This window comes from Actinomycetota bacterium, assembly GCA_005774595.1.
Taxonomy (GTDB): Bacteria; Actinomycetota; Coriobacteriia; order Anaerosomatales; family D1FN1-002; genus D1FN1-002.
The window spans coordinates 1-2,050 of sequence record VAUM01000329.1 but is presented as its reverse complement, the minus strand read 5'-3'; the positions used below and the strand labels follow the sequence as shown (position 1 = coordinate 2,050).

Below are 2,050 nucleotides of genomic sequence, written 5' to 3'. Positions count from 1 at the left end.
CGTGACGCCGATCTTGCGGAGCGCGTCCGCACGCGGGCCGTCCACGAAGCGGACCGCGGTCACGTCGAGCGCACCCGCCGCCAGCGCGGCGAAGCGGTCACGGCCGTCGGCGGCCGTCACGACGCAACCCGCCCCTACGCGAGCGGGTGGTACGCGACGCCCACCGCGTCGGGTCCCGCGTACGTGCCGATGACCGCGCCGACCAGGCCCACGCTCTCGAGCTCGTAGTCGGCTCCGCTCGCCTCCAGCGCACCTCGCAAGTCCGCAACGGTCTCGGGGGACACGGAGTGCAGCAGCGCGAGGCGCGCGCGGCCCGCGGTCTGCGTCTCCTCGGCGACGTGCGCGGCGAGCTCCTGGAACGCCTTCCGGCGCCCCTTGACCTTCTTGAACGGCTCGATGGTCCCCTCGGCGTTGAAGGTCAGGATCGGCTTGATGTCGAGGAGCGACGCGGCGAGCCCCTGGGCTTTGCCCGCGCGGCCGCCCTTCACCAGGTAGTCGAGCGTGTCGAGGACGAAGAAGAGCCTGGTCGAGGCCGCCGTGCGAAGCGCCGCCGCCTCGACCGCCGCCCCGTCGCCCCCGGCGTCCCGCGCCTCGACGGCGGCGAGCACCACGAGCGCGACGGCCTGGCTGACCAGCTTGGTGTCCACGACCCGGACCGGCACGGGAGCGGTCTCGGCGGCCAAGGTGGCCGACTGGACGGTGCCCGACAGCGGTGAGGTGAGGTGGATGGACACGATCTCCTCGGCGCCGGCGGCAGCCAGCGCCTCGTACGCCGCGGTGAAGTCCGCCGGCGAGGGCTGCGAGGTCTTCGGAAGCCCGGCGAAGGCCTTCAGGCGCGGGAAGAACTCGTCGGGCGCCATCTCGCGCCAGTCGAGGAAGGTCTCCTCACCGAAGGAGACCTTGAGTGGCACCATCGACACGTCGCGCTCCGCGTACCACTCGAGCGGGCGGTCAGCCGTGCTGTCGCAGACGATCCCGACCTTGCCCATCGTGCTCCTCCCGAAGCGTCCGCGGAACGCGGCGCTACTCGGCCGCCATCACCAGGGGGTAGAGCGGCTGCTCGCCCCGTAGGGAGTCTATCTCAAGGTCCGGACGCGCTTGCGCCACGGCGATGCGCACGCGCTGGAGGTCCTCGTCGGACAGGTCCTCGCCCGCCAGCAGCGTGAGCGAGTCGCGCCCGTCCGCGACGACCGAGGCCAGCCGGACCGCGACGTCGACGACATCGTCACCGACCTCGCGGATATCCTCGTCGTCGACGATGCCGATCACCTGCCCGGCCGCGATGTCCCCGCCGGCGGCCTTGGCGTCCTTGACGGCCGTCGTGACCTCGCCCGTCCGAACGCGCGCGGCGGCCTCGGCCATGGGGCCCACGAGCGACGCTGTGTCGGCGTCCGCGTCGAACTCGAGCATCGCGGCGAAGCCCTGCGGGACCGACCACGTCGGGACGATCGCGACGGGACGGTCCATGAGCGCGGGCACCTGCTGGGCGGCCATGACGATGTTCTTGTTGTTCGGCAGGATGATGACCTCGGCGGCGTCGACCTTGCGGCAGGCCTCGAGCAGGTCGCCGGTCGACGGGTTCATGGTCTGGCCGCCGCTGACGACCTCGTCCACACCGAGGCTGAGCAGGACGTCGCGCAGCCCGGAGCCGACGGCGACCGCCACGACGCCGACCCGCTTCGAAGGGGCCGCCGCGCCCTCGCGGGAGTGGCGCGCCTCGGCGCGTTCGGCGGTCTGGCGGCGCATGTTGTTGATGTGGACCTGGGAGACCTCGCCCAGCGAAGTCGCGTGCGCGATCACGGCGCCCGGGTCGTCGGTGTGCACGTGGACCTTCAGCGTGTCGCCGGACCCCACGACGAGCTCCGAGCCGCCGTGATCCGAGACCCATTCGGTGATGCCCTCGGTGTCGAGCGCCTCGCCATGGACGAGGAACTCCGTGCAGTAGAGGTACTCGTCGTTCTCCCAGTCGTCCGCGGGCTGGACCGCCAGGGCGGGACCGGCGGCGACGATCTCCTCGGCGCGGCGGAGCGCGGCGCCCTCGAGCGCGGAG

At 72.4% G+C, this 2,050-nt stretch carries 2 protein-coding genes; both read right to left on the bottom strand.

Features of this window, described 5'->3' with window-relative positions:
- Positions 1-134: 134 nt before the first annotated feature.
- Positions 135-989 carry a DegV family protein gene (locus FDZ70_09725; GenBank protein ID TLM69487.1) on the bottom strand — a complete coding sequence of 285 codons (855 nt, stop codon included), beginning with the start codon at positions 987-989 and terminating at the stop codon, positions 135-137.
- Positions 990-1,023: 34 nt separating this feature from the next.
- Positions 1,024-2,050 (bottom strand): DAK2 domain-containing protein (locus FDZ70_09720; protein ID TLM69486.1); only part of this gene is annotated, 1,027 nt, incomplete at its 5' end.